The following is a 23,948-nucleotide window of genomic DNA, read 5'->3' on the forward strand; positions in this document are numbered from 1 at the left end:
TCGCTCGAAGACGTGGCCGCCAGGGGTAGGAACCTGGCTGCGCCGCTGGGTGGTACCGCACGTTCGTAGCCTTTTACGAAACAACCCCCATGCGCTATCTTATTCTTTTACTGGTTGTTAGCTGCTGGGTAAGTGCACCGAGCGTAGCCCAACGCGCCCCTGCTGATACGCTGCATGCGCCCGCCGCCGCGCTGCCGGGCGTGTACGCCGATCCGCACTTGGCCGCCTTTGGCCAGACCTACTACCTGTACCCAACCACCGACGGCACCGACGGCTGGCTGTCGACCTCGTTTACGTGTTGGTCATCGAAGGACTTGGTGAACTGGAAAAGCGAAGGCGTCATCCTCGATTTGCCCCGCGACCTGACTTGGGCCACCCAGCGGGCTTGGGCGCCGGCCATCGCCACCCGCAACGGCAAGTACTACTACTATTACTCGGCCGCGCAAAGCATCGGCGTAGCCGTGGCCGACAAGCCCACGGGCCCGTTTAAAGACCCCTTGGGCAAGCCGCTGGTCGCGAAGGGCCAGTTTCAAGGCCAGACCATCGATCCGATGGTGTTGGTCGACGACGATGGCGCGGCCTACCTCTATTTTGGGCAGGGAATGTGCCACGTGGTGAAGCTCAACCCCGACATGATTTCCTTCGATCCGGCTGCGGTGGTAGAGTTCAAGCCAGCGGGCTACAACGAAGGCTCCTTCGCCTTCAAGCGCCAGGGCAAATATTACCTGATGTGGTCGGAGTACGACACCCGGGATCCGCGCTATTCGGTGGCATACGCCACCGCCGATTCGCCGATGGGGCCTTTTGTTAAAGCCCTCGGCAACCCCATCCTGAAAGGCAAGGGTGTAGTGAAAGGCGCTGGTCATCACTCGGTTATGCAGATTCCAGGCACCGACCAATGGGTCATTGCTTACCATCGCTTCAAGATTCCGGGCGGCAACGGCTACAACCGCGAAACCTGCCTGTCGCCGATGCGCTTCGATGCGCAGGGAAATATCTTGCCGGTTGATGTATTTGAGCCGGTGCAAAAAACCAGCATAAAAACTGGAAAAAGCAGGACGGTTCGGCCCTAAATCATGCCGATCTTTAGGACTGATGCCGTGTCGCTTATTTTCCAAAATTCCCACTATGAAACGTAAGATCCTGATTGGATGGATGTTAGCTATAACGAGTGCCTCTCACGCACAGACCGCTGCTGACTACCCCATCCGGCCGGTTTCCTTCACGCAAGTAAAGCTGGCCGATAACTTCTGGTTGCCGCGCCTCAAAACGAATACCGACGTGACTATTCCAGCGTCGTTTCAGCGCTGCGAGGCCACCAACCGGGTCAAAAACTTCGAGATGGCGGCGGCCCGGCAAGGCAAGTTTGCCACCACGTTTCCCTTCGACGACACCGATATTTACAAAACCATCGAAGGCGCTTCGTACTCCATGAGTTTGTACCCCGATGAGCAGCTTGCCGCCTACGTGGAAGCCCTGATTGCCAAGGTGGGGGCGGCTCAGGAGCCCGACGGCTATCTGTACACGGCCCGCACCATCGACCCGGCGCATCCGCATCCTTGGGCGGGCATGAAGCGGTGGGAAAAAGAGCGCGAGCTGAGCCACGAACTCTACAACGCGGGCCATCTCTACGAGGCGGCAGTCGCTCATTATCAGGCTACTGGCAAAAAAAGCCTGCTCAACATCGCCCTGAAAAATGCCGACCTGGTGTGCGCCACTTTCGGCCCCGGCAAGCTGGGCGTAGCGCCGGGCCACGAAATCGTGGAGATGGGTCTGGTGAAACTCTATCGCGTAACCGGCCAGCCCAAATACCTGCAAACGGCCAAGTTTTTCCTCGATCAGCGCGGCCAGTACAAAGGCTACGACCCCAAGAGCAACGACGTGTGGAAAAACGGGCAATACTGGCAGGACGATAAGCCCGTAATCGCTCAAAAAGAAGCCGAAGGCCACGCCGTGCGCGCCGAATACCTGTATTCGGCCATGGCCGACGTAGCGGCCCTCACCGGCGACAAGCAACTGCTAGCCGCCGTGGATACTATCTGGAACAACATGGTTTCCAAGAAGTTCTACGTGACGGGCGGTACGGGTGCCGTGCCCGGCGGCGAAAGGTTTGGCAACAACTACGAGCTGCCCAACGCCACAGCCTACAACGAAACCTGCGCGTCGGTGGCCGATGTATACTGGAATCAGCGCATGTTTCAGCTCCACGGCGACTCTAAGTACGCCGACATCATGGAGAAGGTGATGTACAATGGTCTGCTTTCGGGCGTAGGACTCGACGGCAAGTCGTTCTTTTACTCCAATGCCATGCAGATTAAGAACAGCGCCAGCTTTGCTCAAACCGAGCCCGCGCGCGCCGGCTGGTTCGATTGCTCGTGCTGCCCGACCAATCTGGCTCGCCTGTTTCCGTCGCTGCCCGGCTACGTGTACGCCCAGCACGATAAAGACGTGTACGTCAACCTGTTTGTGAGCAGCACCACCTCGCTGAAGGTGGGCAAGCAACCGCTGCAACTCACCCAGCAAAACAACTATCCCTGGGACGGCGGCCTGAAGTTTACGGTAAACCCCGATAAGCCACTGGACTTCAATCTGTTGGTGCGGATTCCGGGCTGGGCGAGGGGGGAAGCCATGCCCTCCGATCTGTACCGCTTTGCAGGTCCCTCGGAGCAGAAAGTCAGCATCAAAATCAATGGCAAGCCCGTGCAGTACACAATGCGCAAAGGGTATGCCGTGCTCCCGCGCAAGTGGCACAAAAACGATGTGGTAGAAGTGACCCTTCCCATGGAAGTGCATCAGGTGGTGGCCAACGCCAAAGTGCAGGAAGACTTGGGCAAAGTAGCCTTGCAACGCGGCCCCATCATGTATTGCGCCGAGTGGACCGACAACCACGGCAAAGCCACCAACCTGATTGTGCCACCCACGACGGCTTTTGCCACCAGCTTCCAGCCCAACCTCCTCAACGGTGTGACTACGCTAACGGCAACCGTACCCGCCGTAAAGGTCGACGAAGCAGCCAACACCATCAGCACCATAACCCAGACACTCACGGCAATTCCGTACTACGCTTGGGCCAACCGCGGCAAGGGCGAAATGACCGTGTGGTTTCCGGCCAAAGTGCTCGACGTAGACCTTGTAACGCGGCCGGCTCTCGAGCGCGAACAGCTGAAATAGCAGTATCTACAAAACGAAAGACCCCTGCATAAACATTTGATTATCAAATATCTATGCAGGGGTCTTTCGTTTGCTTACGAATTCTTATTGGGTTATCTCTAAGCCCCAGTTTCGGCCTTTCTCCACAGCCGGAACGCCTTTTTCCAGCCACACCGGCGCCGGGGCGCCTTTCAGGTAGTGGTCGAAGAATTGCAGCTCACGGATGGAGATGTCTTTGCGGTTTTCGCGCTTCACCAGGTTGTGTGCTTCGCCGTTGTATTGGAGCAGCCACACGGGCTTGTTCAGGCGGCGCAGGTCGGTAAACATCTCGATGCCCTGGTACCACGGCACGGCACCATCAGCATCATTCGACATGATGACTACGGGCGTTTGCACCTTCGGGAGCGAGAACAGCGGCGAATTCTGGATGTACAGCTCCGGCTTTTCCCACAAGGTGCCCCCAATGCGGCTCTGCGTGTGCTCATACTGAAACTGCCGGCTCATGCCCGATTCCCAGCGGATGCCGCCGTAGGCCGAGGTCATATTCACGACCGGCGCGCCGGCCCAGGCCGCCGCGTACATGTTGGTTTGGGTGATCAGATAAGCCACCTGGTAGCCGCCCCAGCTCTGGCCCTGGATGCCGACGTGCGAGGCATCGACCCAACTGTTTTTCTTTAGCGCGTCCACCCCTGAGTTCACATATTCCACCGCCGAAGGGCCCGGCGCGCCGATGGTGTAGCTGATATCGGGCGTGAAAACCAGGTAGCCGTTGCTGGCAAACATGGCAATATCCAGCCGCGAAGGCGTAGGGGCGGGCGCCGTGTATTTGTACAGGCCGTCGGAGAGCTTTTCGTAGAAATACACGACCATCGGGTACTTTTTGGCCGGGTCGAAGTTCTCGGGTTTGTATACCACGCCCGTGGCCTTGAAGCCTTTTGGCGTGGTCCAGTGCACCAGCTCGGCCGTAAACCAGTTGTAGTCTTTCTGCTGGGGATTGATGCTGCTGAGCTGCTTTTCCTTTTTCAGGTCGTTGCTCACGTACACATCGGCCGGCTTGCTTACGTTGGACTTGGTGTAGAGGAAGTTATCCGAGTTTTTGGCCTGAATAAGCGTTGAATAACCGAATGGCGCCATCACCGCGAGCTGCGGACTTTTGGTGCTGGCAATGTTCTTTTTGTAGTAGCCCCACTGCTTGTTGGTTTCGTTCTGCACGAGCAGCCACAGGTTATCCTTCGGCTCGATAAACTTCTTTTTCTCGACCGGAATGGTGTAGCGGAATATCAGCTTGTTGGCGCGCCCGATGCCGTTGGTGAAGTTGGTGGCCGCGCCGGTTGCCGGATTGATTTTCCAGAGGTCGTAGCGGTCGTTGATCAGCACAGCCTCGTCGTTTTTGGTCCAGGCCGAAATGCCGTAGGGCTGCGGATCGTCGGGCGAATCGTTTTCTTCATCGGTGAAGGAAACGCCCGCTTTTTCGGTCAGGTTGGTCGTTTTGCGGGTAGCCACTGAAAAGGAAAACCAGTTTTTGGAAGCGTAATCGTACCACACGGCATACTTGCCGCTTGGCGACAGCTGGAACCGGCTTTTGGCCGCCTTCGGGTTGATAGCGATGCGCTCGCCCGTGAGCGTCGAAACCAGGTAAGCCTGCTTCAAGGTCGTGCCTTCCCACTGCATCGAAACCCGCTTGCTGGTGTCGGTAGTGGCCAACACATACTCGGCATCGTTGATTTCCGCCACGAACGATTCGGGCAGGTATTGATCCTCGATCTGGATGAATTTGTTGCCTTGCTTGGGGTAGATAACCGCCAGATAATTGCGCTGCAAGTCCTTTTTCAGGGTTTTCAGCTGCATGGGCTGCAAGTAATCGTCCTTGTAATTCCAGATGTCCAGCTTGGCGTGCTCAAACTCCACCAGCGTAGTATCCTGCGGAATGGGGTCGGGGGCGGTACCGAAGAACAGCTTATCGCCGCTCTCGCTGAAGATGATCTTGCCGAAGCCGCTGGGCGACCAGCCCGTTTTCAGGACTTTGGCGCCCGGCTGCAACAGCACGCGGGCGCTGTCGGACCCGAAATCGGAGTAGTACAGGCTGAAGGGCTTGACCAGCGCTTTTTCGGGGTGCTTTTCGGCTGCGAAGGCCAGCTGCTTGCCTGCATCATCAAAAGCCAGGTTTTTGTAAACGCCTTTGCCAGAGCTAATTAGCTTTGTGTTACCGGAAGCCAGATCGTACACGTAGAGCCCCGATTTAATGGTCTTGCTGTTTTTGGGGGCCGACACGGCAAAGGCCGCTTTGTTGCCCAGCTTGCTGATCTGATAATCGGTCACGGCCTCAAACTGATGCGCGGCGCCGGTCAGCAGGTTGATGACGGTGAGGGTGGCACCTTCTTTTTTGGTTTCGAGTAGCTGATCGGTGATCTTCTTGACGGTGTCAACCGGGGCTTTTTTCAGCGAGTCTTTCACCGCCGGCTTCACGGCCAGAAAGGCCACGGCCGCTGCTTTTTCGGCCAGCTGAAATGACCGGACATTCGGGTATTTCGTGAGCTTGCCTGACTCAAACGCATAAATGCCCAGCGAATCCTTGGGCATATCGGCCGGCTTTTTCTTTTTGATTTTGGCCTGCCGAACTACCTGATACTGAGGCTTGATGCTGAACACTGCAAACTTAGAATCGGCGGAGAACAGGGCCGAATCGCCGCGGCTCACGAGCCGGAGCGTGCGGTTGGCGGCCGTTTTGAGGTGCAGCGTGCCGTCGCCCTGCTGGGGCCTCACCTGAAACAGCACGTACTTGCCGTTGTTGCTAATCTTCTGATTGACAACGCTTTGCCACTGGTCATAGACGGAGTGGTCGAGGGGCTTCTTGGCAGGCTGCTGCGCGACTACGGTTTGAAAGCCAACGGCTAAGCAGGCCAAAAGTGAAAGGGACTTGTGCATTCACAAAGGGGGTAAGAAAATATGCAGCCTCCAAGCCGCTAATCGGAACTACAAGCGACCTACCAGCCGCGCAAGCGCAGTGCCGATGAAATCATGTTAAAACTAAGAAGAATGAAATATAAAGTCCGCGTGCGGACGAATTTATACCCCCCAATCTCCCAAAATGCCCCGCGCCGGCTGGCGCGCCGGGTGCTACTATTGTAGTAAGGCTTTTCAGCCCGATTTTCTGACCGCCTAAGCTGCCCGAAGCGCACGCCGCCGGTCGCTTCCTAACCCACCCAACATGGCCGTTACTCGTTTTCTGACCGCCGCCTTGCTGCTGGCCGGCGGGGTTGCCACCGCCCAGCCGACCCCCAACGAATGGGAAAACCCGCAGGTGTTTGAGCAGCACAAGGAAAAGCCGCACGCCAGCTTCATGGTGTACGAGCGCGCCGCCGACGTTGCCGCCGACGACTACCGCCGCTCGCCTTACTACCAGTCGCTCAACGGCAGCTGGAAATTCAGCTACGTGCCGCGCCCCGCCGACCGCCCGCTGGATTTCCAGCAGCCCGGCTTCAACGATGCCGCCTGGAAGAGCATTGCCGTGCCGTCGAACTGGGAAGTCCAGGGTTTCGGCACCCCGATTTACACCAACATCGTGTATCCTTTTCCCAAAAACGCCCCGTTCATCGACGGGCGCGACAACCCGGTGGGCAGCTACCGCCGCACCTTCACGGTGCCCGCCGGTTGGGCCGGGCGCGAAGTGTTGCTCAACTTCGGCTCGATTTCGGGCTACGCCGTGGTATATGTCAACGGGCAGCGCGTGGGCATGAGCAAGGTGGCCAAGTCGCCGGCCGAGTTCGACATTACATCGTACCTGAAGGAAGGGGAGAACGTGTTGGCGGTGCAGGTAACGCGTTGGCATGATGGTAGTTACCTGGAAGACCAGGATTTCTGGCGCCTCTCGGGCATCGACCGCGACGTAGCCATCTACAGCCTTCCGAAGCAAACTATCTGGGACTTTTTCGTGCACGGCGACCTGGATGCGAACTACCGCAACGGCCAGCTCAGCACCGATGTGACGCTGCGCAACTTCGCCACCGCGGCCGGCGCGCCAGCCCGCGTCGCCGTCGAAATCGTGGACGCCAACGGCAAAACTGTGCTGCGCCAGCAGCAGGCAGTGCCCGCGCTCAGCGCCACCGGTACGCAAACCGTCAGGCTGAGCGGCAGCATCAAAAACGTGCGCCCCTGGACGGCCGAAACGCCGACGCTTTACCAGTGCCACCTCGCGCTGGAAGATGCCCAGGGCAAAACGCTGGCCCTGACCGGCTGCAAAGTGGGCTTTCGCAAAGTTGAGATTAAGAATGCCCAGCTGCTGGTCAATGGGGTGCCGCTGGAAGTGCACGGCGTCAACCGCCACGAGCTGGAGCCGACTACGGGCCGCACGGTGACCGAAGCGGGCATGCGCCACGATCTGGAGCTGATGAAGCAGCACAACATCAACGCGGTGCGCACCAGCCATTACCCCAACGACGAGCGCTGGTACAAGCTCTGCGATGAGTACGGCTTCTATCTGGTCGACGAAGCCAACATCGAAACCCACGGCTACGGGGCCGAATTGCAGGGCTGGTTCGACAAAACCGAGCACCCTGCCTACCTGCCCCAGTGGGCGCCCGCCCACCTCGACCGCATCGAGCGGCTGGTGGAGCGCGACAAAAACCACCCGTCGGTGATCATCTGGTCGATGGGCAACGAGTGCGGCAACGGGCCGGTGTTTCACGACGCTTACAAGTGGATCAAGCAGCGCGACCCCGGCCGCCCCGTGCAGTTTGAGCAGGCCGGCGAAGACGTCGATACTGACATCGTGTGCCCTATGTATCCGGGCATGAACTCGATGAAAAAATACGCCACGGCCACCGACAAAACCCGGCCCTTCATCATGTGCGAATACTCGCACGCGATGGGCAACAGCAACGGTAACTTTCAGGAATACTGGGACTTAATTCGCAGCAGCCCCCATATGCAGGGCGGCTTTATCTGGGATTGGGTAGACCAAGGCCTGAAAACCAGCACGCCCGACGGCCGCCTTTTCTATGCCTACGGCGGCGACCTGGGGGGCTACCTGCGCCAAAACGACGAGAACTTCTGCGCCAACGGTCTGGTAGCTGCCGACCGCACTCCGCACCCCGGCTTGTACGAGGTAAAAAAGGTGTACCAAGACATCCGCTTCAGCGCTGCGCAACCCGCTAGTGGGCGCGTTACGGTGCATAATGGCTTTAGCTTCAGGAACTTAGACGGATACGTTTTCCGCTGGGAACTGCTTCGTAATGGGGTAGTTGCGAAGCAGGGCAACTTTGCCGTGAAGCTGGCTCCGCAGCAACAGAAAGAGGTTCGCTTGCCCGTGCCCTCGCTGCCGAAGCAGGCCGGCGCGGAATACGTCCTCAATGTCTTTGCCCAAACCAAAAATGCCGCGCCGCTAGTGCCGGCGGGTCACGAGGTTGCTCGCGAGCAGTTCCTCCTAACGCCGGCCGCCACGTATTTCTCCGCAATACCGGCTGGCGCGGGTACTCTGCAAGTGCAGCGCGACGGCGACAAGCTAACCTTCACGTCGGGCGATGTGCGCGGGGAGTTCAACACCAAACAAGGTCGCCTCGTGGACTACCGTCTGCGCGACAAATCCGTGATTGGCAACTATCCCGAACCGTATTTCTGGCGCGCCCCCACCGACAACGACTTCGGCAACGGCATGCCGCAAAGCCTGGGCGTATGGCGCACGGCCCACGCGGCCCGAAAGGTGCAGCGCGTGACGGTAGGCGAACAGTCGGCGGCGGGCTTGCCGATTAAAGTAGAGTATCTGCTGACGGATCTTGGCGCGCCTTACACCGTGGCCTACCTGATTGGCAACGACGGAGCCGTACAGGTAACGGCATCTATTGACCTGACGGGCAAAGAGTTGCCGGAGCTGCCGCGTTTCGGGATGCGCCTAGAGCTGCCACGGCAGTTCAGCCGCATTCAGTATTACGGCCGCGGGCCGTGGGAGAACTACAACGACCGCAACTCGGCCGCGCTGCTGGGCACGTACCAGGATTCGGTGGCCGGACAGTTTACCCGCACTTACATCCGGCCCCAGGAAAACGGCTACCGCACCGACGTGCGTTGGGTGTCGCTGACCAATGCCGAGGGGCTGGGCCTGCGTCTGGAAGGACTACAACAGCCCATTTGCTTCAGCGCCCTGCCGTACCGGGCCGAAGACCTCGACCCCGGCCTGACCAAAAAGCAGCAGCACCCCACCGACCTGCGGCCCCGCGGCGCGGTGTTCGTCAACGTCGATTTGAAGCAGCGCGGCGTGGGCGGCGACAACAGCTGGGGCGCCTTGCCCCACGAGGCCTACCGCCTGCTCGACAAAACGTATTCCTACAGCTACACCCTGCGGCTGGTGGATGAAAAAGCGCCGCAACCGTAAGCCGCGCCCGGCGCAGAAATCCTACCTTACTAGCAGGACCGACTGCCGGAAATGCACCGGCGGTCGGTCCGGCGTAAAGCTCACTGTATGAATAAGTTATCAATCGGGTACTTGCGTCTGTTTTTCCTGCTGTTGATCGTCAGCGGGTGCAGCGGAACGAAGGTCGCGACGGCCCCCAAACCCGCGACGGCCGCACCGACGCCGGTTGGCTTGGGCTGGGCCAAAAACAACGTCAACGGCGCGGTATTTCGCAAAAACTCGGTGGTGAGCTTTAAGCAGGAGCAGTACACGGCTTTTTACGATTCGGCGGGCTACGTAACACTGGGCAAGCGCACCTTGCCCAACGGCCGGTGGCAGGTGCAACGCACTCGCTATCAGGGCAAAGTGAGCGACGCGCACAACATCATCAGCATTATGGTGGATGGCGACGGCTACCTGCACATGTCCTTCGACCATCACGGCAACCCCCTACGCTATTGCCGCAGCGTGCAGCCCGGCTCGCTCGAACTGACGGAGCTGCTGCCCATGACGGGCCAGCAGGAAAACAATGTCACCTACCCCGAATTCTACCGGTTTCCGAGCGGTGATCTGCTGTTTGTGTACCGCGACGGCAGCTCCGGTAACGGCAACATGGTCCTGAATCGCTATGACCTGAAAACCCGGCAGTGGACGCGCCTGCACACCGTCCTGATCGATGGGGAAGGCCAACGCAACGCCTATTGGCAGGTCGCGATGGATGCCAAAGGCACCATTCACGTGTCGTGGGTGTGGCGCGAGGCGCCGGACGTGGCTTCCAACCACGATATGGCCTACGCGCGCTCCCGCGACGGCGGCAAAACCTGGCAGAAAAGCACCGGCGAGCAATATCAGATTCCCATCACCGAGAAAACCGCCGAGTACGCCTGCCGTATTCCGCAGCGCAGCGAGCTGATCAACCAGACGTCCATGGCCGCCGACGAGCAGGGCAACCCCTACATCGCGACCTATTGGCGGCCGGCGGGCACGGCAGTGCCGCAGTATCAGTTGGTGTATAATGTTGATAATCAATGGCATACGATGCAGGTGTCGCAGCGTACTACGCCCTTTAGCCTGAGTGGCGCCGGCACCAAGAAAATCCCGATTTCGAGGCCCCAGGTAGTTGTCGAGAAGAAGCAGGGCAAAACGGCCGTGTCGGTGGTGTATCGCGACGTCGAGCGCCAGGACAGAGTGGCCGTGGCGCAGTGCAACGACTTGAGCCAGAACAAGTGGGCCGTCACCGACCTGACCACCGAATCAGTCGGCAACTGGGAGCCCAGCTACGACACCGAACGCTGGAAACAGGCCGGCGTGCTCGATCTTTTTGTGCAGCGCACGGGGCAAGGCGACGGCGAACAGTTGGAGCAGCTGGCTCCACAGCCCGTGTATATTTTGCAGTGGAAGCCCTAATTTGTAAGTAGATACGCGGCATTTGCTCCTTGCTTCATGAGAAAAGCCCTGCTGATGCTTTCGCTTACTGCTGCCCTGGCCAGCGGCTGCGCTTCTTCTCACCAAGCCACGCAGTACCCCGGCTGGAAACTGGTCTGGGCCGATGAATTCAATACTAACGGCCGGCCGGACCCACAAAACTGGCAGTTTGAAAACGGCTTCGTGCGCAACCACGAGTTGCAGTGGTACCAGCCCGAAAATGCCCGCTGCGAAAACGGATTGCTAATTATTGAAGCGCGGCAGGAGCAACGCCCGAATCCTACTCATCAGCCCGGAAGCAGCGACTGGAAGGCCAGCCGACCGAGCATAGAGTATACTTCGGCTAGCCTGAATACCAACGGGTTACATAGCTGGCAATACGGGCGCTTCGAGATGCGCGGTCGCATTAATATTAGCTCGGGATTGTGGCCGGCCTTCTGGACGCTGGGCGTGGAAAAGGAGTGGCCGTCCAACGGTGAAATCGACATTATGGAGTTTTACCAGGGTAAGATCCTGGCCAATGTCGCTTCGGGAACCAGCAAGCAATACACTGCCAAATGGCATAGCCAGACCAAGCCTGTAGCCCAGTTTCGGGACCCGGACTGGGCTAAGAAATTTCACGTCTGGCGCATGGATTGGGATGCGCAGTTTATTCGCCTCTACGTCGATGATTTACTGCTGAACGAAACCCCACTCACGAAAACCGTCAACGAGGATGGCACAGGTTTTAACCCCATGCAACAGCATCATTATGTGTTGCTTAACTTAGCGCTGGGCGGCGACAACGGAGGCCCGCTGGCGGGCATGACTTTCCCCAACCGCTTTGAAGTGGACTACGTGCGCGTGTACGAGCAGGCAGACGGCCAATAAGCTGGCTTAACTGGCAGCTTTCGATACGGCAGTGTGGCTTTTGCAGAAAACACCCAAAAAGAAACTCCAGAGGCTTTGGGCCCTTGGAGTTTCTTTTAAGCGACTCGCAAGTCGTATCCGATGGGCTTAGTAACCAGGATTTTGTGAGAGTGCGCCGTTGTTGAGGTCGCGCTCCGTTTGCGGAATGGGCAGCAGCACATTCTTCTGCGTCAGACCGGAAACTGAGGCGCCGTTCAGGCGGTTAGTACGTTCAACCAAGGTGCCGGTGCGTACTAGCGTGAGGCGGCGCTGCTCCTCGCCGATCAGTTCGCGGGTGCGCTCATCGAGGATGAAGTTCAGGGTGATGTCGCCGGCCGTAACCTGATCAGCTTTGGCGCGGGTACGCAGCACGTTGATGCTGGCGGCGGCTCCGGCCAGGTTGCCCTGCTTAAACTGTGCTTCGGCCAGCAACAGGTAAGTTTCGCCTAAGCGCATCATGGGAATGTCCTTGATGGTGCCGTAGCCAAACTCATCGGCCGGATCGTACATGGCCCACTTGGTGATGTACGGGGTGATGCGGAAGAGCGTATCGGAGCCAGTGGCAATCACGCGCTTGCCGTAATTGGCCGATTTGGGGTCGTTGTAGTAGAAGCGGCGGCGCAGGTTGTACTTGGAGTTGCGGATATCGTTGGCCGCAAACAGGCGATAGTCCACCCAGTTACTGAGGCGCATCCGGCCAATGCCGCGGCCGCCCAGCGAGTCGGCGACGAGCATGCCGGAGATGCCGTAGTAGCCCGGAATCCACATGCGGCGCTGCTGGGCGCTGGTTGTGCCACCGGGGATGTTGAGTTGCTGCTCAATGCCCCAGATCAGCTCGGTGTTGCCTTGGCTGCGGCGCTGGTTGCCCACCACAAACATATCGGAGTAGTAGTCGCCCGGCTGGCCCGACCGCACGCCGTATCGGGCGGTGATCAGCTTAAACAGGCCGCTACTGATGATGGCCTGGCACTGCTGCTCGGCCAGGTTGTTCTGTCCGGTGCGCAAGTACACTTCCGCCAGCAATTGCTGCGCCACGGCCCGGTGAATGCGACCAGAGGCCAGCCTGGGGTTGGTAACCAGAGAGAGGTTGGGGATAGATGATGTTAAATCATTGATAATAAACGTGTTAACTTCTGCTAACGGCGTACGGGTATAGTCGTTGCGCGGGCCGGTAGCAGGCTGGTCGATCAGGGGCACGTCGCCGTAGAGCGTCGCCAGGAAGTTGTAGGCGTAAGCGCGGTAAAATTTGGCTTCGGCCGTGATGCGGTTTTTATAGCCCTGCCGCACCGTAGCCGGGGCAACAGACGCCTGCTGAATGATGACGTTGGCGTTGTTGATGGTGCGGTAGGCCCAGCTCCACCAGATGGAGGCCGCCGCGTCCTGTGAGTTCAGCAGGTTGTAATTGTAGTAGGGCACTTCCACGCCCTCGGGGCTGCCCGGAATGCAGACGTCGGTGCCGAGCTGCATGGTGCCCAGCAGGCCCTGCCGGGCATCGTAGGTGTATTGCTCCCGCACCACCGACATCAGGCCGGCCATGCCCGCTTCAAAGCCCAGCGAATCGACCAGGGAAGTTTGGGGCGTGTAAAGCGACTTGGGATTTTCGTCGAGGAAAGTGTCTTTGCAGGAGCTCAGGAGCTGCGCTACGGTGAGCAGTCCAAGGAAGCTGATGATTATGCGTTTCATGAAGTAAATGCTAGAGGAGGTGGGAGGTTAGCGCAAGCCCAGGTTCAGGCCAAACACGTAGGAAGCCACGAGCGGGAAGTTGGCGCCGATGCCCGAAGGAATGCCGTTGCCGGAGCCGTTGCCCTGCGTGTAGTTCTGCTCAGGGTCCCAGCCGATCCAGTCAGTCCAGGTATAGAGGTTGCGGCCGCTCACGTACACCGAGGTGCTGCCCAGCTTCAGCTTATCCAGCAGAGTCTGGGGTAGGGCGTAGCTCAACGTCACGTCCTTGAGGCGGGTGTAGCTGGCATCCTTGGGGTACGAATAGCCGCGCGTATTGAAGTAAGAAAGCGCGGGGCGGTCGTTGCTCTTGTTTTCCGGCGTCCAGTAGCCCACGGCCGCTGGCTGGTTGATGCGGTAGCTGAAGTCGGCGCGGTTCAGGATGTCGTTACTGCGCAGGATGCCCTGGGCCGTCTGGAGGAAGATGCGCAGACTCAGGCCTTTATAGGCAAACGTGTTGGTAAGGCCCGCCGTGTACTTGGGCAGCGAAGTACCCAGATACATGCGGTCGTTGCTGTCGATCTTGCCGTCGCCGTTCAGGTCGGCAAACTTCAGGTCGCCGGGTTTGGCGCCGGGGTCCAGGCCCGAAGGATCCTCGCCCTGCTGCCACACCCCGATCATCTTGTAATCATAAACGGCGTTCAGCGGCTTGCCGATGAAGCGGCGGTTGGCAATGTCGTCGGTGCCGTTGCCGTACAGTTCCAGAATCTTGTTACGGTTGCGCGTAAAGTTGAAGCTCGTGCTCCAAGTAAAGTCACCGTGCTGCACGTTCACCGTGTTCAGGGCCACTTCAATGCCGCGGTTCTGTACCCGGCCAATATTGTCAAGTACGCTGCTGTAGCCGTTGATGATGGGGATCAGGCGCGCCAGCAGCAAGTTTTTGGTGCGGGCGTCGTAATATTCAAACGAGCCCGAAACCCGGTTGTCAAACAGGCCGAAATCCAGGGCGACGTTGCTGCTGGTGGTACTTTCCCACTTTAGCTTTGAGTTGCCTAACGTATTGGCTCTGAGGCCCGTAAAGGTTACGCCGCCGTAGGTGTACTGGAGCTGCGTCTGGCCCGTGATGGTCTGGTACGGGTTGATGCCCTCGTTGCCCGTGATGCCATACGAGTACCGCAGCTTCAGCAGGTTGACTTTGCCGTTGTCTTTCAGAAACTGCTCGTTAGCCACATTCCAGCCCAGTGCTACCGAAGGGAAGGTAGCATACTTGCTGGCCTGGTCGCCGAATACCGACGAGCCGTCGCGGCGGGCCGTTACCGTAAACAGGTAGCGGCTGTCGTAGGAGTAGTTCAGGCGGCCCATTTGCGAGAGCAGCGAACGGCGCTCGTCGTAAGAGCTCAGCGTGGGCGGGATGCTGCCCGAACCGATGTTGTTGTAGCCGGTCTGGTCGCTGATGAAGCCGCTGGCGGTTTCGGTAGTGGTGAAGTAGGTGTTCTGCTGGGCACTGTACAGGCCCGTCAGGTCGAAGTGGTGCTTGCCGAAGTCGCGGTTATACACCACAATGTTCTCGATGGTGTAGTTGTGGCGCTCGTCGTTGGTGATGACGCCCGTACCGCGCAAGTCGTTGGCTAGCCGGCCCGTGTAGTTGGCGTAGTGGTAAGGGCGGTAGGAGTAGCTGCCGTTCAGGCGGTAGGTCAGGCCCTTCACAAAGGTGGGCTGCACCTCGGCGTAGAGCGTGCCCGTGAGCTGGTTCACCTTGCTAACGCGCGTGGTGGTCAGGCCCAGCAACGGATTGACAAACAGCGCTTCCGGCTGCATCGCCTGGATTTTATAAGTGCCGTCGGGGTTGTAGGGCACGCCGTACGGGCTCATGGCCTGCGCCAGCGCCAGGTTTACTTGCCCGCCGTCGTCATTGGAGCTAGCGTAAAACGCCGACGTGCCCACGCGCAACCAGTTGGTGAGGTTGGCGTCGAGGTTAGAGCGAATGCTCACGCGCTGAAATTGGTAGCCCCGCAGAATACCCTTTTGTTTGAAGTAATCACCTGATAGATAATACTTTACATCAGGGGTACCGCCCGAGAAAGACAGGTTGTGGTCTTGCACGAAGCCTTGCTGCCCGATGAGCTTCAGCCAATCGGTGGTTTTGCCGGCCTTGTAGTTTTCCAGCTCGCCAAAGTTGGGCAGCGGGTCACCGGTGATTTTAGCCTGCTCTTTATAAGCCTGATACTTAGCCGCATACGCCGGGCCGTCCATCGGCTTCAGGGTGTTGGTCATGTACTCCGGGCCCGCGTAGCCCGTGTAGCGAATCTGGGGCTTGCCGGTTTTGCCGTGCTTGGTTGTGATCAGGATTACCCCGTTGGAGCCGCGCGTACCATAAATGGCCGTGGCCGAGGCATCCTTCAAAATTTCCATCGAGGCGATGTCCGTGGGGCTGATGTCGTTTAGGTTGCCCGGAAACGGCACCCCGTCCAGAATGATATACGGATCGGTGTTGGCCGTAATGGAGCGTACGCCGCGCACCTGAATTCGGGGCTGAGCCCCCGGCGCGCCGGAAGTCGTGGCCACCGTCACACCCGCCACAGCGCCTTCCAGCGCCTGCGCCACGTTGCCTACGGGCAGCTTTTCCAGCCGGTCTGTCGGCACCGAAACTACGGAGCCCGTTACGTCGGAGCGTTTCTGCGTGCCGTAGCCCACTACCACCACCTCTTTCAAGGCTTGGGCATCGGGGCGGAGCTGCACGTTGACGCTGGTGCGCCCGTTGAGTGCCACTTCCTGCGCCAGATACCCCACAAATGTCACGACCAACGTGCCATTGGCGTTGGCCTCGGGCACGCGCAGGGTAAAGTTGCCTTTGTCGTCGGTGCCGGTACCGATGGTGGTGCCTTTCACCACAACCGTCGCGCCGGGCAGGCCCTGGTTGCGCTCGTCGGTGATGGTGCCGGTCACGGTGATATCAGCTGCGGCAGTAGCCGCCGGAAGGGCCGTTGCCCAATCCGGACTCGTCCGGTCAGCAGCAATCGGGATGCTGAAGGCGGAAGTAGATTTCAGGAGCGCAAGCGCCCCACAAAAGAGTAGCCATTCTCTTTTCATAAGTACTGAGGAAAAATTGACATCCTAACCTGCGTCAGGATGGGTGGGAGATGAAGAAGCACGCCTGGAGCGGAAACCTTTTCGGACGCTTTCGGCCGGCAAGTATCAAGGGGAAAGGACTGCCGGATGAGGTGTCGAAAATGGTGCTGGCCAAGGGCGCAGCACCGCGGTTTACACAGCCTAAATGTAGCGGGCCTCCCACCGGATTTGGTGGGTGGTTTTGGTCAAAATAGGGGGGCAAATTAGATCAGATGAAACAGCCTGCTTATTTTATGGTTCAGGTTGTTGCTATTGTAAATTATTGATAATCAATGGTTTATATAGATAACTATATGGATAAATTTTAAAGCAAATGCCTGGTGCTACTGGGTGGCCGCTGCCGCTCCTATGACCTTATGAAAGAAAGCCTTAGCTCCTTTGGCCCGATTAGAGGCTAAAGAAGCTAAGGCTTCGAAATATCAATTCGGCGATAGATCTGGCAACTAGTACGGGCTACGTGTGAGCGGCCAGAGTGAAGCGCGGCCGGGATGTAGCCCCATGATTGTTAGGCTCTTAAAGCGGTAGTTAAGATCCCGCGGCGCTCTGGTTAGCCACGGGTAAAATCCTCCACGATCTGCACGCATACGGGCGTAGGCACGGCCACGGAAACGCCCGTTGGGGTGAGGCGCCCGCTGCGGCTGTCGATGCGAAATACTACGATCGAATCCGAATCTTGGTGGGCGACCAGCAACATACGCCCCGCTGGATCAAGGCCAAAATTGCGCGGGGTCTTGCCCTGCGTAGCTACGTGCTGGACGAGCGTGAGGCGACCACTTTTGGAATCGATTGCGAAAACGGCCACGCTGTTGTGGCCGCGATTGGAAACGTACACGAAGCGGCCGTTGGGCGCAACGTGCACGTCGGCCAGCGTATTAGTCGCGGTAAAATCGGCGGGCAGCGCCGACAGCGTCTGGATTTCGCGGAACGTGCCCTGCGCCGCATCGTAAGCGAGGGCCGTTACGGTCGAGGCAATCTCGTTGGTGAGGTAGGCAAAGCGGGCGTTCGGGTGAAACGTGAGGTGGCGCGGACCGGCGCCGGGCTGGGCCCTGAAAGCGGGTGTATCGCGCAGGCGTAGCATGCCGGTGGGCGCGTCCAGCGCGTACGCAAACACCGTATCAAGGCCCAAGTCAACGGCAAAAGCAAACCGGTTGGAAGGGTCCGCGATGATGCAATGCGCGTGCGGGCCTTCTTGGCGGCTGCGGTTGGGGCCCGAGCCGCGGTGCTGATCGGTGCTGGCCGGGGACCGAAGCTGGCCGTCGGCCTGAATAGGCAAACTGCTGATACTGCCGCTGTTATAGTTGGCCACGAGCGCGCAGCGGTCGCTATGATCAAGGCTGATGTAGCAGGGGCCGACCCCCGCGGAGGATTGCCGGTTTAGCAGGCGCAAAGCCCCCGTGCTTCGATCAATAGCAAAGGCGCTAACAGCGCCGCCCTGCACGCCTGCAAACTCATCGACGCGCGTGGCGGTGTATAGGTGTTGCCTTTTCGCGTCAAGAGTAAGAAAACCCGGTTTTCCGCCCGCATCTAGGGCGCTTACAAGCGTGAGCGCCCCGGTAGCCATGTTCAGGCGGTACAGGAAAAGGCTCTCGCTACCGGCCAGCACAAACGTGCCCACGTACACCAAGCATTCCGGCGCCTCGCTTCGCGGCACCGACCGGGCACAACTAGCCAGAACGGCGGGCAGGCTGAGCAATCCCAATCCTGCGGCTTTCAGAAAATCCCGGCGGGTACGCGCTGATTTTAACATAAATACTTGTTTATCAAATAATTATGGTTTGATGAGCCATGTTCGTTCGGCGGCGGCCGTTACGTAAACCACGTCGCCGGGAGCGAAATTGGACTTGCCCGTCCGGATGGTTAGCGTAGCGTCTGCCACGGCCACTTTCAGCTCGTAATAGCTGCCGAAAAACTGCGCGGCCTTTATCAGCCCTCGCACGCCTTTGCTTTTGGAAGATCCGATGGTAAAATCCTCGGGTCTGATTATCAAGGTGTTGTCCGTAGGCAAGCCTTTGCTTGAGCTGGCCAAAGCCCCCAGAGCAGCGCCGCTCACGGCGTTGTAGTCGCCAAAAAGGCCGGCTACGTACTCGTTGGCCGGTTGCCGATAGATGGTTTGGGGTGTACCGCGCTGCACCAGCTTGCCCGCTTGCAACACCAACACCTCGTCGGCCCACGAGAGCGCATCCAACGGGTCGTGCGAAACCAGCATGCAAGTGATGCCCAAGCGCTCGCCGACGTCCTGAATAACCGACTGCAAAATCAGTTTATGCACCCGGTCGAGGTTGGAAAAAGGCTCGTCGAGCAGCAAAAGCTGCGGCGCTCCCAACAGCAGCCGCGCCAGCGCAATGCGCTGACGCTCACCGCCTGACAGCTGATTCGTTTGGCGGCTGGCCAAATGGTTGATGCGGCATACGTCGTAGAGCGTCTGGGCTTCTTGCGCCGAGCGTTTGTTGGCGTAGCGCAGCACCTGTTCCACCCGCAAAAACTTAGGCAGCTCGAAGTGTTGCGACAGATAGGCCACGCCTGCTTGCCCCGGCACCAGCACCTCGGCCGGTCCTTTTACTCGCCGGCCTTCGAAGTGTACTTCTCCAACGCTGGGTTGAATCAGGCCCGCAATGATCTGTAGCAGCGTGCTTTTGCCGGCACCGGTTTCGCCGGAAAGCGCGATTTTCTGGTGTCGCTTCTGGGTAAACCGGATGTCTTGCAGCGCCCATTTTCCTTGTTCCTGAAAGCCAATTCCGGAAACCGTTAACAACTCCATGTAGCTTACAGGGTCTGTAATGTAAAGATCGTCAAGTAGATGCGTGTTATTTTGCGGAACACCCGATCTGCTGCCGGCTCGCTAAAGCACCCTGCCCACGCGCCGGACCTCGCCGCGAAAGATAGAGGAAGCAAACCGGACCAAGCTACCAAAACCGCAAACGCCCCTTGGGCACGTCTTTGCACCAATCATCCGCACTGCTGCCGATTGGCGGGCCAAAATAGGAAGCAAGAAGGCTATTAAGAAATTAAAGAGGCGCTCCTGTTACTGGAGTGATCTTACGTAATGGATTGATAATCATTAATTTACTTGATTCGTGATCGCGCTCTTACGGAGTAACTCTGATCATTGTCTGCTCGCCTTGGTCAAACTCGTCTGCAAGCGCTGGAGGCCTTCCCCAGCCCAAAACACAGCTAGGGCAAGGCCAGAGCCCAGCAGCGAATCGAGGATGCGGCCCTGCACCGTGACCAGCGTATCGCCAGCATGGCCGCCCGTGGAGTTGATCAGGGCCATGGGCGTTATGAAAAGCAGGGCCAGCGCATAGTTGCGGGCTACTACGACTTCCGTGGCGCCTTGCAGCAACATGAGCAACAGCACAATGCCAAGGCCAGCCGGATGCAGCAGCGAAAGCAGCTCAAAGACCAATACGCCCGCCACGGTGCCGATCATGCGATGCACGCCGCGGATGCTGGTGAGTCGTCGCGAATAACTTGACTGCAACACGGCAATGGCGCTCAGGACCACCCAGTACGTCCGATACGCGCCCAGCGGACGGCTGACCAAGCAGGCTACCGTCACGGCAATTACCACGCGCAGGCCAATGGCGATGGCCTCCGCGGTAAGCTCGAAGCTTGGTAAAGCTGGCGCCAGCGCGGAAGCAGGACGCCGCGCACTAGGCCAAACCAGTGGCGCCCCGATCACCAGATAGGCCAGCGTACTTCCCAAAGCGATCAACCCGAGCAGGCGCAGGCCGGGCAGTGCCACGCCCCCGAGGGAAGTAGGTGCCGTCAGGTGGTTGCTAACTGCGGCCACCAGCACAAACATCATCGGGCCGGGTGGGCCGAGCCGGAAGCCCAACGACAGCGTGCAGGCCAGCGCACTCACCCCGATCAGGCAAGCACCGGTCAGCCAAGTATTGCCTGCACAAGCGATTCCGAGCGCTGCCGCCAACAACAGGCCCAAAGCCACAAACGGCAGCACCCGAGCCCGGTCGGGGCGGGGCAGCCCAGCGGCATACAGGGCCGTGAAACTGCCTAGAGCCGCCTGTAACCCCAGGGGTTGATGGCCGGCCAAAGTGAACAACCCGACGGGTAGGCCCATGACCAGGCTGGCTTCCAGCCCCACCTTCCAGCGCCAAGGTGCGTCGTGAAGCTGCACAAGGCTGCGAACTGCGCGCCGAGTTCGGGGGACATACCGCCTAATATGGCCTCTCATGCAGTAAGACTAAGGTAGCCGCTAACACGCCAAAGTTAAGCCTCCGGTGTACGCAGGCTTATTTCATACGGGAGCGCCCAAGCTCTTAACTGTTACGGAGAATATAAATATTTGATAATCAAACAGTTATTAATAAGGGCTGCTAGGGCTTCATCGTTACGCCATACCGGCAAAATCAGAACAAGTCGTTTTTCGTCGGGACAGTGTAGGGCTGCTCTTTGCCGGTGGTTTTGGGCAGGCCAAAGAAGAAGTACAGCGTGCGCTTGGTGCTGCCGGCGACGTGGTTGAGCTCGCTGTTGGGGCCGAGGTTTTTGGTGTTGGCGTCGATATTGAGCGCGAGCTTGGTGCCCAGCGGCGGAATGCGATCCAGGAAGGAGAAGTTGCCCACGGGCAGCGCCGGAAACGGCTTCACCCCCGATAATCCATAGAAATCCAGCAGGCGCACAAACATGTCGGGCTCTTTGCTAGCCACCAAAAACTTGCCTTCTACAGTGTTCATTTCCAGCCACGTAATGTCGGCGAAGTAGCCTTTAAACTCCGGGTAAATCCAGGGCGCGGCGCCGGTTTGGGTGTTGTTGTAGGCGTTTTCCCACACGTTGGTCGTGACGCCCTGCAAGCGGTTTTTCCAGACGCGGTAGGGACCTTTGCCCAGCCATTTGGCACTCAGCACGTAGTTTTCGGGGTAGGTAAAGCTTATGCCGGTAAAGGGAAAATCGCCGTTGAGCGCGTACTCGTATTCGAGGCTCACCCAGCCGGTGCCGTACATTTTCCAGCGCACCGATTTCAGGTCGCCGGTGTAACGGACTTCCACCACTTCGCCATCTTTTTCGGTGCGGTGGGTGAGGCCCGCAAACGTGCTGTTGCCGGCTACCAGCACCGGGCCGTTGCCAAACGAGAGCTTGTCGCCGTTGTTGCCGCGTACGTCCGTGATGTTGCCCGTTTTCTTGTTGAACCCCACCGTGATGTCGGCTGCCTTCAGCACCAGCAGCGAGTCGCTGTCGGTGACGGCTACGGGCTGCTTAGCGTCGAACGCCACGATGCCGTCGAGGGCTTTTTCAGGGCTGCCGGTTTTCCATATCCATTTGTAAACCAAGTTCTTATAGGGGTCATACGCCGACAGCACAATGGCATCGTAATTCTTCCAGTCTTTGGGCAGCTTCAGGTCCAGGTTGCCGGTAGCCAGCGGCGCCACCGAAGGACTGCCGATGCGGGCCTTTTTCTGCGTGACGTAGCCCGCAAACGTGTCGCCGGGCTTGTGGTAATTCACCAGCTCCCACTGAAAAAAGCACTGGTTGAGGTTGGTGAAATGGTAGCGGTTTTCAACCGGAATCTTGCCTTTAAACGACTTGGGCAGCGCTGGCAAGTCTATTTTGATCGGCGAAAAAATCTCGCGCAGGGCGTAAAAGCTGCCTTCCTTTTCGCGGTGCGGACCCAGCACGCCGTCGGGGGCGTTCACGCCGTTCACGTCGATGATGTTGTTCTGGTCGGTGCGCACAATACCTTCGTCGATCAGCGCCCACAGGAAACCACCGCCCGAGCGCTTGGCGGCCCAATGCAGCTCCCACATGTCGTGCAGCCCCACGGCTGCGCCACCGTCGTCTTGGGAGTGCAAAAACTCCGTGGGCATGTAGATCAGGCTGTCAGCCAGAATCTTCTGGGTGCTGTAGTAATTCTCGTAGTGGTTGCAGTCGATGCCGTTGTAGGCATTGCCGGGGCGGTGGTGGGCATGAATTACGGGCCGGTTCGACAAGTCGTATTTACCAAAATCATCGTCCAGCTCCTTGTTGGTGCCTCCTTCGTTGCCGTTGCTCCAGAAAATGATACTCGGGTGGTTGACGTCCTTGATCACCATTTCCTTCACCAGTTTCTCGCCGGCAGGGGTGCTGTAGGCCTTTTGCCAGCCCGCCAGCTCGTCGAGCACGTACAGCCCCAACGAGTCGCAAAGCTCCAGAAACCGCGCATCGGGCGGGTAGTGCGACATGCGTACGGCGTTCATATTCATCTCTTTGATGAGCTTGACGTCCATGAGGTGAATCGAATCGTTGAGCGTCCGGCCGGTCTCGGGCCACCAGCTGTGTCGGTTGATGCCCTTCATCTTGACTTTGGTGCCGTTCACATAAATGCCGTCGCCGCGCCGGATCTGAATCGTGCGGAAACCAAACTTGTCGGAGGTTTGGTAGAGCGTATTGCCGCCCGCTTTCAACGACACTTTCACCCGATAGAGGTTGGGCGTTTCGGCAGTCCATTGCAGGGGTTTAGTCACCTTGGTCTGGAGCTTGACGAGCGAATCAGTGGCGGCTACGTTGGCCTGCGCCGTGCCCACGGTTTTGCCCTGCGCATCCACGATTTCGGCTTGCACCTGCCCGGCCTGCTTTGCGTTTTTCAGGAACACGTTCATGGCAAACGAGCCATCGGCCTTCGCGTCGATGGCCGTGTGCGAGATGAATTGCTCGGGATAGGCCTCCAGGTATACCGGCCGGAAAATGCCGCCAAAGATCCAGTAGTCGGCCAGCCGCTCGGCGTTATTCACGGACGCGTCGGCCGACATTTTGCTTACCGTAACTTCCAGTGTATTAGGCTGATCGAAGCGTAGCTTGTCGGTGATGTCATACTTAAAGCGGTAGAAAGCCCCTTGGTGAATAGCGCCCGCCGGCTGCCCGTTGACCTTTACTTCGGTATCAGTCATCGAGCCTTCAAACACGATGTACACGCGCTTTCCTTGCCAAGCGGCGGGTACTGTAAACGAGTGCTTGTATTGGCCTTTCTCGTCGGCGAAGCGGAAGTTTTTACCGTAGGTTTTGTAGTCGCGGCCGTAGTTGTAGGAGCCAAAACCCTGCTGCTCCCAGCACGAAGGCACCTGAATCTTCGTCCAGAAACCGCTTTTGCGCCCGCCGGTGCAATAAAAATCCCAGGTGGCGGTGTGGGTATTATCGGTGCCCGACAGGTATTGCACTTGCTTGGCAGTAGGTTGGGCCACAGAGGCCACGGACCACAACAGGGACAAGCAAGTAAGCCAACAAGCTAGAGAGAGGCGCATAAGCTGGAGCTACTTTGGGAAGGTTTATCTGCCCAAAGTACCAGCTCGATTCGCGTTTAGTAACCTGTACTATCCTGCTCCCC

Annotated in this window: 12 protein-coding genes; 5 read left to right on the top strand and 7 right to left on the bottom strand. The window is 58.5% G+C overall.

Going from position 1 to position 23,948, the window contains the following annotated elements:
- Positions 1-89: 89 nt before the first annotated feature.
- Both H9I52_RS05070 and H9I52_RS05075 read left to right on the top strand, forming a co-directional pair.
- Complete coding sequence (locus H9I52_RS05070) at positions 90-1,073, top strand: family 43 glycosylhydrolase (RefSeq protein ID WP_187452938.1); 984 nt, start codon at positions 90-92, stop codon at positions 1,071-1,073.
- A 55-nt stretch (positions 1,074-1,128) separates the two neighbouring features.
- Positions 1,129-3,171, top strand: a complete 2,043-nt coding sequence (locus tag H9I52_RS05075; RefSeq protein WP_187452939.1) for a glycoside hydrolase family 127 protein — start codon at positions 1,129-1,131, stop codon at positions 3,169-3,171.
- An 84-nt stretch (positions 3,172-3,255) separates the two neighbouring features.
- Here the strand turns inward: H9I52_RS05075 and H9I52_RS05080 are convergent, their stop codons facing one another.
- Complete coding sequence (locus tag H9I52_RS05080) at positions 3,256-6,075, bottom strand: prolyl oligopeptidase family serine peptidase (RefSeq protein ID WP_187452940.1); 2,820 nt, start codon at positions 6,073-6,075, stop codon at positions 3,256-3,258.
- A 283-nt stretch (positions 6,076-6,358) separates the two neighbouring features.
- On the opposite strand from H9I52_RS05080, the gene H9I52_RS05085 reads away from it, so the two are divergent.
- From H9I52_RS05085 to H9I52_RS05095, 3 genes are all read left to right on the top strand, one after another.
- Positions 6,359-9,517: a glycoside hydrolase family 2 TIM barrel-domain containing protein gene (locus tag H9I52_RS05085; protein WP_187452941.1), complete on the top strand. Its 3,159-nt coding sequence runs from the start codon at positions 6,359-6,361 to the stop codon at positions 9,515-9,517.
- An 87-nt stretch (positions 9,518-9,604) separates the two neighbouring features.
- Positions 9,605-10,942 carry a BNR repeat-containing protein gene (locus H9I52_RS05090; protein WP_187452942.1) on the top strand — a complete coding sequence of 446 codons (1,338 nt, stop codon included), beginning with the start codon at positions 9,605-9,607 and terminating at the stop codon, positions 10,940-10,942.
- A gap of 36 nt (positions 10,943-10,978) precedes the next feature.
- Positions 10,979-11,830 (top strand): family 16 glycosylhydrolase, encoded by an 852-nt coding sequence (locus tag H9I52_RS05095; protein ID WP_187452943.1) that lies wholly within the window; start codon positions 10,979-10,981, stop codon positions 11,828-11,830.
- A 126-nt stretch (positions 11,831-11,956) separates the two neighbouring features.
- Here H9I52_RS05095 and H9I52_RS05100 read toward each other — a convergent pair whose 3' ends face one another.
- The 6 genes from H9I52_RS05100 to H9I52_RS05125 form a co-directional block, all read right to left on the bottom strand.
- Positions 11,957-13,531: a RagB/SusD family nutrient uptake outer membrane protein gene (locus H9I52_RS05100; RefSeq protein WP_187452944.1), complete on the bottom strand. Its 1,575-nt coding sequence runs from the start codon at positions 13,529-13,531 to the stop codon at positions 11,957-11,959.
- Positions 13,532-13,558: 27 nt separating this feature from the next.
- Positions 13,559-16,597: a SusC/RagA family TonB-linked outer membrane protein gene (locus H9I52_RS05105; RefSeq protein WP_187452945.1), complete on the bottom strand. Its 3,039-nt coding sequence runs from the start codon at positions 16,595-16,597 to the stop codon at positions 13,559-13,561.
- 586 nt (positions 16,598-17,183) lie between these two features.
- A complete protein-coding gene (locus tag H9I52_RS05110; RefSeq protein WP_187452946.1) occupies positions 17,184-18,383 on the bottom strand; it encodes a lactonase family protein in 1,200 nt (399 codons plus the stop codon).
- Positions 18,384-18,404: 21 nt separating this feature from the next.
- Positions 18,405-19,394, bottom strand: coding sequence for an ABC transporter ATP-binding protein (locus H9I52_RS05115; RefSeq protein WP_187452947.1), 990 nt, complete (start codon positions 19,392-19,394; stop codon positions 18,405-18,407).
- Between the two features lie 345 nt (positions 19,395-19,739).
- Positions 19,740-20,771, bottom strand: a complete 1,032-nt coding sequence (locus H9I52_RS05120; protein ID WP_187452948.1) for an FUSC family protein — start codon at positions 20,769-20,771, stop codon at positions 19,740-19,742.
- Positions 20,772-21,003: 232 nt separating this feature from the next.
- Complete coding sequence (locus H9I52_RS05125) at positions 21,004-23,865, bottom strand: glycoside hydrolase family 2 TIM barrel-domain containing protein (RefSeq protein WP_187452949.1); 2,862 nt, start codon at positions 23,863-23,865, stop codon at positions 21,004-21,006.
- Between the last annotated feature and the right edge of the window lie 83 nt (positions 23,866-23,948).

The organism is Hymenobacter sp. BT491, from assembly GCF_014349165.1.
Lineage (GTDB): Bacteria > Bacteroidota > Bacteroidia > Cytophagales > Hymenobacteraceae > Hymenobacter > Hymenobacter jejuensis.

Bases quoted from the DNA above. Each gene is read 5' to 3' on its own strand.
- H9I52_RS05070 (WP_187452938.1), top strand. From the start codon at position 90: ATGCGCTATCTTATTCTTTTACTGGTTGTTAGCTGCTGGGTAAGTGCA.
- H9I52_RS05075 (WP_187452939.1), top strand. From the start codon at position 1,129: ATGAAACGTAAGATCCTGATTGGATGGATGTTAGCTATAACGAGTGCC.
- H9I52_RS05080 (WP_187452940.1), bottom strand. From the start codon at position 6,075: ATGCACAAGTCCCTTTCACTTTTGGCCTGCTTAGCCGTTGGCTTTCAA.
- H9I52_RS05085 (WP_187452941.1), top strand. From the start codon at position 6,359: ATGGCCGTTACTCGTTTTCTGACCGCCGCCTTGCTGCTGGCCGGCGGG.
- H9I52_RS05090 (WP_187452942.1), top strand. From the start codon at position 9,605: ATGAATAAGTTATCAATCGGGTACTTGCGTCTGTTTTTCCTGCTGTTG.
- H9I52_RS05095 (WP_187452943.1), top strand. From the start codon at position 10,979: ATGAGAAAAGCCCTGCTGATGCTTTCGCTTACTGCTGCCCTGGCCAGC.
- H9I52_RS05100 (WP_187452944.1), bottom strand. From the start codon at position 13,531: ATGAAACGCATAATCATCAGCTTCCTTGGACTGCTCACCGTAGCGCAG.
- H9I52_RS05105 (WP_187452945.1), bottom strand. From the start codon at position 16,597: ATGAAAAGAGAATGGCTACTCTTTTGTGGGGCGCTTGCGCTCCTGAAA.
- H9I52_RS05110 (WP_187452946.1), bottom strand. From the start codon at position 18,383: ATGTTAAAATCAGCGCGTACCCGCCGGGATTTTCTGAAAGCCGCAGGA.
- H9I52_RS05115 (WP_187452947.1), bottom strand. From the start codon at position 19,394: ATGGAGTTGTTAACGGTTTCCGGAATTGGCTTTCAGGAACAAGGAAAA.
- H9I52_RS05125 (WP_187452949.1), bottom strand. From the start codon at position 23,865: ATGCGCCTCTCTCTAGCTTGTTGGCTTACTTGCTTGTCCCTGTTGTGG.